The organism is Longimicrobium sp. (genome assembly GCF_036554565.1).
In the GTDB taxonomy this organism is placed as follows: Bacteria; Gemmatimonadota; Gemmatimonadetes; order Longimicrobiales; family Longimicrobiaceae; genus Longimicrobium.
Window position 1 is genome coordinate 1 of the sequence record NZ_DATBNB010000308.1, and the last position, 5,508, is coordinate 5,508.

6 protein-coding genes and 1 pseudogene are annotated in these 5,508 nt (G+C 69.7%); 4 read left to right on the forward strand and 3 right to left on the reverse strand.

What is annotated here, in order from left to right; all coding sequences use genetic code 11:
- Window positions 1-224: 224 nt before the first annotated feature.
- The 3 genes from corA to VIB55_RS08365 all read right to left on the reverse strand — a co-directional run bounded on the left by corA (window position 225) and on the right by VIB55_RS08365 (window position 2,634).
- Window positions 225-1,289 carry a magnesium/cobalt transporter CorA gene (gene corA, locus VIB55_RS08355; RefSeq protein ID WP_331876218.1) on the reverse strand — a complete coding sequence of 355 codons (1,065 nt, stop codon included), beginning with the start codon at window positions 1,287-1,289 and terminating at the stop codon, window positions 225-227.
- Window positions 1,264-1,632: an SPW repeat domain-containing protein gene (locus VIB55_RS08360; RefSeq protein WP_331876219.1), complete on the reverse strand. Its 369-nt coding sequence runs from the start codon at window positions 1,630-1,632 to the stop codon at window positions 1,264-1,266. The genes corA and VIB55_RS08360 overlap by 26 nt, the downstream gene beginning before the upstream one ends.
- Before the next feature lie 93 nt (window positions 1,633-1,725).
- Entirely contained in the window at window positions 1,726-2,634 is a 909-nt protein-coding gene (locus VIB55_RS08365; protein WP_331876220.1) for an ABC transporter substrate-binding protein, read from the reverse strand.
- Between the two features lie 127 nt (window positions 2,635-2,761).
- Between VIB55_RS08365 and thyX the strand changes: the two genes are divergently transcribed.
- The 4 genes and pseudogenes from thyX to VIB55_RS08385 all read left to right on the forward strand — a co-directional run.
- Complete coding sequence (gene thyX, locus VIB55_RS08370; RefSeq protein WP_331876221.1) at window positions 2,762-3,544, forward strand: FAD-dependent thymidylate synthase; 783 nt, start codon at window positions 2,762-2,764, stop codon at window positions 3,542-3,544.
- Between the two features lie 62 nt (window positions 3,545-3,606).
- Window positions 3,607-3,801: a type II toxin-antitoxin system HicB family antitoxin gene (locus VIB55_RS08375; RefSeq protein WP_331876222.1), complete on the forward strand. Its 195-nt coding sequence runs from the start codon at window positions 3,607-3,609 to the stop codon at window positions 3,799-3,801.
- 120 nt (window positions 3,802-3,921) lie between these two features.
- Window positions 3,922-5,208, forward strand: a complete 1,287-nt coding sequence (locus tag VIB55_RS08380) for a hydroxymethylglutaryl-CoA reductase (RefSeq protein ID WP_331876223.1) — start codon at window positions 3,922-3,924, stop codon at window positions 5,206-5,208.
- A pseudogene (locus VIB55_RS08385) lies at window positions 5,205-5,508 on the forward strand (hypothetical protein); the annotation flags it as partial. The gene VIB55_RS08380 and the pseudogene VIB55_RS08385, both read left to right, overlap by 4 nt.

Below are 5,508 nucleotides of genomic sequence, written 5' to 3' on the forward strand. Positions count from 1 at the left end.
CGGCGGTGTGGAGGCTGGTTCGCGGGGGCCGCTCCCTCGGGATGACAACGCGCGGTTCTTCGGCTCGCGCTGCGGGGATGGACGCCAAAAGCCCCGGCGCGCATTCGCACGCCGGGGCTGAATCATCTCATCGAACCGCGCTCACTTTCGCACTTTCGCACTTTCGCACTTTCGCACTTTCGCACTTTCGCACTCACGCACTCACGCACTCACGCACTTCCCCCTCACACCCACTGCTTCCTCCGGAAATACCCGAACAGCAGCGCTCCCACGGCGAACATCAGCCCGAGTGCCCAGGCGTAGCCCCAGGGCCAGTGAAGCTCCGGCATGTGCTCGAAGTTCATCCCGTAGATGCCGGCGATCCACGCCATCGCCATCAGGATGATGGACCAGGCCGCCATCACCCGCATCGTTTCGTTCAGCTGGTTGGAGGCGAGCGAAAGCTGGCCCTCCATGGCGCCCGTCAGCAGGTCGCGCAGCGTATCGATCTCCTCGGCCACGCGGATGGCGTGGTCGTGCACGTCCTGGAAGTACGGCAGCATCTCCGGCTCCAGGAACGGAATGTCGCGCTTCAGGAGCGACCCGATCAGTTCGCGCTCCGGCCCCACCATCCGACGGAACAGCACCAGTTCGCGGCGCATGGAAAGCATCTGCTGCAGCGCCTCGTGCCGGGTCTTGCCATCCGTCCCTTCCTCCAGCCGCCCCACGCGCTCCGAAAAGTGGTCCAGCACGGGAAAGTAGCCATCCACCACCATGTCCAGGACGGCGTGCGCCAGCGTACCCGCGCTCCGGTAGCGGGCCGGCACCGCGCGCCAGCGGGCCAGCACCTCCTTCAACTCCTCGATCTTGTGGTCGTGTACCGTGATGACGTAGTTGTCGCCGATGAAGGCGTGCAGCTCGTTGAGCGCCATCCGGTCGCGCTCGCGGTTGATGCGCGCCGAATACACCACCAGGAAGTAGTACCCGGGATACCGGTCGATCTTGGGGCGCTGCCGGCCGCGGACGGTGTCTTCGACGGCCAGCGGGTGAAATCCCAGCTGGTGCCGCAGGAACTCGCCTTCGGTGCCGCCGGGGGCCGCGATGTCGATCCACAGCAGCGGCGGGTCTTCGGGCAGCTTGCCCTGGCGCCCGCGCTTGATGGCCGCTACGGCGTCGGTGAGGGCGATGGCGTGCACGCCGGTGACGGTTTCCGCGTACGCGCTGATGCGCGCCCGCGGCTCGATGGCCGTGGGGTCCTCGTACTCCGGGCTGAGGATGCTCTCGCTATCGAGCTGCGCGCCTGCGGTCATATCCGGGGACGGTGTCGGTGAGGGCGGCCGTCAGCAGCTCGAAGGCGCCGACCGCCACGTGCGGCATCCACACCCTCTCGTCGAACCCCAGCACCCAAGGCGACACCATCAGCAGAACGGCGCCCAGCGCGTCCATCCACAGGTGGGCGGGCATCGGCAGCTTGCGGACGACGCCCAGCTCGTAGTCGGTGAGCAGGCTGTACAGGACGACGCCCGCGCCCAGGGCCACGGGCGCCCAGGTTTCGGGGCCGCCCTCCGCAAAGCCCAGCAGCCAGGGCAGGCCCATCAGCAGCGCGCCGAGGGCGTAGTCGAGCATGCCGTGAACACGGGTGGGAATTCGCATGGCCTCGCCGGTGTGTGGTGCGTCGCTCGGTTGAACTGCGCGCGGGGCGTGCAAGCCGCGCGCCCTGTTCCGCGGATCAAGCTGTGTACAACCTTATGGCCAGGACTCAAGGACGGGCTCGGCGGGGGCGGCGAGGCCCGCGTCCGGGTGCAGCCAGGCGGCCAGCGCCTCCGTGCCTTCCACCACGCGCGGGCCCGAGCGGCTGAAGTACGCGCTGTGTCCGATGGCGGCCCTCCCCGCCCCGACGGCGCCCGGTGCGATGCGCGCCAGTGCGTCGCGTGCGCGGTCGGCGTCGGCGCGCGAGGCCTGCAGGTCGTAGCCGCAGGGGAGCAGCAGGAGCCGGTCGGGATCCAGCCCCTCGGTCTGCTCCCACGGGATCTGCACCGAGCGTGCGCCGGCGGCGCCCAGCAGGTTGTCGCCGCCGGCCATCGTCACCATCTCCGGAATCCAGTGCCCCGGGGCGAACGGCGGATCCAGCCACTCCAGCGCCAGCACCCGGGGACGCGGCCGGCCAGCGACGGCTTCCTCCACGCGCCGCAGCCGTCCGCGCAGGCGCGCCACCGCCTGCCCGCCGCGTTCGGGCTGGCCGACGGCATCCGCCACCTGCTGCATCGTGTGGAAGATCCCCTCCACGGTGTGCGCGTCGAGCGACACCACGCGGGGGGAGAACGGGAGCGCGGCGACGGCGTCGTTGACCGAGCCGGTGGGCACGGCGCACACCTCGCACACGGCCTGGGTGAGGATTACGTCGGGGCGGGCGTCGCGCAGGGCGGCGACGTCGATCTCGTAGACGCTGCCGAATTCCAGCATGCAGCGGCGCACCTCGGCATCGATCTCGCCGCTGGTAAGGCCGGCGGGATCGAAGCGCGAGCGGCTGAGCCGCGGCAGGTGCAGCGCCTGGGGCGGCCAGTCGCACTCGTGCGAGATGGCGACGAGGTGCTCCTGCAGGCCCAGGGCGTAGACGATTTCGGTGGCGCTGGAAAGCAGCGAGGCGATGCGCATGATTGGAAACCTAAGCCGTCCCCCGCCGCTGGCAACCGCGGCGCCCGGCGACTTGCCCGCGCGCGTGCGGAGCGCCTAGCTTACGCCGCTGACCCGTCCACCCGCCCGACCATCCCGAAGGCCCCCGATGCAGATCATCCGCGAGCCCCGCGTTACGCTGATCACGCGCCAGGAGTTCATCTATCCCGAGCACATCGACTGGCGGAGCGACAGCGAGATCGCGGGCGAAGTCGTGTCCGAGTTCGCGGGCCGGATGTGCTATCTCTCGTTCGGGGAGGACGTTGGACTCGAGGGTGGGCACAAGAGCATCCCGGGCCGGACATCGAACGAAGCGTATCTCGGCAACATCCTTCACGTGAAGCACGGGAGCGTCCTGGAGCATGCCGTGTGGACCTTGTTGATCGAGGGGGTCAGCCGCTCACTGACGCACGAGCTTATCCGCCACCGCGCGGGCTTCGGGTTTTCTCAGTTGTCGCAACGGTACGTCGACGAATCGAACATCGGGTTCGTCCTGCCGCCGGAGATCTCGGACGGATCGCGAGCCTACGAAATCTGGGTGGCCGCTTGCGAGCAGACGCTGGAAGGATACCGGGCGCTGCTGGACGAGATGTCGAACCAGGTGGGTGACGATGGGCCCGCCACGATGAGAAAGAAGCGCGCCCGGCAAGCGGCACGCGCGGTCCTCCCCAACTGTGCCGAAACCAAGATTGTCGTCACCGGCAACGCGCGGGCGTGGCGCCACTTCATGGAGATGCGCGGGAGCGGCTCCGCCGACGTCGAGATCCGGCGGCTCGCGAACGCGGTGCTCCGCACGATGCATCGGGAGGCCGCTCACATCTTCGGCGACATGCACCTCCTTCCGCACAGCGATGGGACGGAAACGGTCGAGACGCCGCACAGCAAGGTTTGACGCGGGTATCACCACTTTCACTCGGGCGCAGCGCATCCACAGGAGGTCCCCTGAAGCGAAGCGTGCAACTGACAGCGGTGATCGAGCGCGAAGGTGACGGGTTCGTCAGCCTCTGCCCGGAACTGGACATCGCGAGCCAGGGCGACACGGTCGAGGAGGCTCACGGTAATCTCCGCGAGGCTGTCGAGTTGTTTCTGGAATGCGCGAACTCGACGGAGATAGCCCGACGCCTGTCCGCGCCACGCGCAGCACGGTAGCCGCTTTCCACCCGCAATCGAGCAGGTTCACCCGCTCCACTCTTCCCCCTCCCCGCCGCTCCGATGTAACTTGCAGCGTATTCCGGCCTTACACGCTGCATTTTCAGGCTGTCGCAAAGCATGCCCATTTCCCAGCACCACGCTCGCAACGTCACCGACCGGCTCGTCCGCGGGCGCCCCGTGGACGAGGTCGTCGGCCTGCTGACGGATACGTCCGAGGAAGAGCGCCCCGTTCCGCCCCGCGTCCCCGGCCTGCGCGAGTGGAGCGCGGACGCGCACGCCCGGCGCGTGGAGTTCGTCGAGGGGCTGGGGGTAGAGATCCCGCACCTGACGGGAACTGCGCCGCGCGGGGACGCGTCGGTCATGCGCGGCAGCATCGAGAACTACATCGGCATGGCGCAGGTGCCGGTGGGGCTGGTGGGGCCGCTGCGCGTCAACGGCATGCACGCGCGCGGCGACTTCTACGTGCCCCTGGCCACCTCCGAGGGCGCGCTGGTGGCCAGCCACGACCGCGGCGCGCACCTGCTGACCGCCGCGGGCGGCGCCGTGTGCCTGACCACCACCGAGCAGGTGCAGCGCGCACCGGCCTTCGTCTTCGAGCGGATGGGCCAGGCGGCGCACTTCGCGGCGTGGGTGGTCGGCGAGTACGAGGCGCTGAAGGCGGCCGTGTCGCGCACCACCCGCCACGGACGGCTCACTGACGTGGGCACCCACATCGAGGGCAACCACGTCTACCTGGTGTTCGCGTTCCACACGGGCGACGCGGCGGGGCAGAACATGGTGACGTTCTGCACCGCCGCGCTGTGCGAGGAAATCCTGGCGCGCACGCCGGTGCAGCCGCGCTACTGGTTCCTGGAAAGCAACATGTCGGGCGACAAGAAGGCCACGGCGCTGTCCTTCATCCAAGGGCGCGGCCGCAGCGTGACGGCCGAGGCCTCCATTCCCCGCGCGCTGGTGGAGGACGTGCTCCACACCACGCCCGAGCGGATGTCCGACTACTGGCGTGTGAGCTTCGTCGCGGGGGTGCGCACCGGGTCCATCGGCGTGAACGGGCACGTGGCCAACGGGATCGCGGCGCTGTTCCTGGCGTGCGGCCAGGACGTGGCGTGCGTCAGCGAGGCCAGTGTGGGCGTCACCCGGCTGGAGGTGACGGACCAGGGGGACCTCTACGCGGCGCTCAGCCTCCCCAACCTGATCGTCGGTTCGGTCGGTGGCGGCACACGGCTGCCCACCGCGCAGGAGTGCCTGCGCATCATGGACTGCCTGGGTGACGACCGCGCGTCGAAGCTGGCGGAAATCTGCGCGGCGCTCACGCTGGCCGGCGAGCTTTCCATCGTGGGCGCGCTCTGCTCGGGAGACTTCGCGCGGGCCCACGCGGCGCTGGGCCGCGGCTCGCCGGCCCGATGAACGGCGCGACGGCGGCGGTGCCGGCGGGGCTCGCCGCGCGGATGTGGGCCTACCAGCGCGAACGCTTCCCCATCGCCGCCTACGTCCCCCTGATCGGCATTTCCGCGGTGTCCGCCGCCGGGTACTCGCGGGCGGCGCGGGGCCGTCCGGGGCTGCCGGACCTGGGCGTCCTCCTCGTGGGGTGCGCGACCGCGCTCGCCTTCTTCTTCCTTCTCCGCGTCGCCGACGAGCACAAGGACGCCGACGCGGACCGCCGGTTCCGCCCCGAGCTTCCCGTTCCGCGCGGCCTCGTTTCCCTGG

What these genes read in the sequence shown, in the direction of transcription:
- VIB55_RS08380 (WP_331876223.1), top strand. Translation starts at nt 3,922, where the DNA reads ATGCCCATTTCCCAGCACCACGCTCGCAACGTCACCGACCGGCTCGTC.
- VIB55_RS08360 (WP_331876219.1), bottom strand. Translation starts at nt 1,632, where the DNA reads ATGCGAATTCCCACCCGTGTTCACGGCATGCTCGACTACGCCCTCGGC.
- corA (WP_331876218.1), bottom strand. Translation starts at nt 1,289, where the DNA reads ATGACCGCAGGCGCGCAGCTCGATAGCGAGAGCATCCTCAGCCCGGAG.
- thyX (WP_331876221.1), top strand. Translation starts at nt 2,762, where the DNA reads ATGCAGATCATCCGCGAGCCCCGCGTTACGCTGATCACGCGCCAGGAG.
- VIB55_RS08365 (WP_331876220.1), bottom strand. Translation starts at nt 2,634, where the DNA reads ATGCGCATCGCCTCGCTGCTTTCCAGCGCCACCGAAATCGTCTACGCC.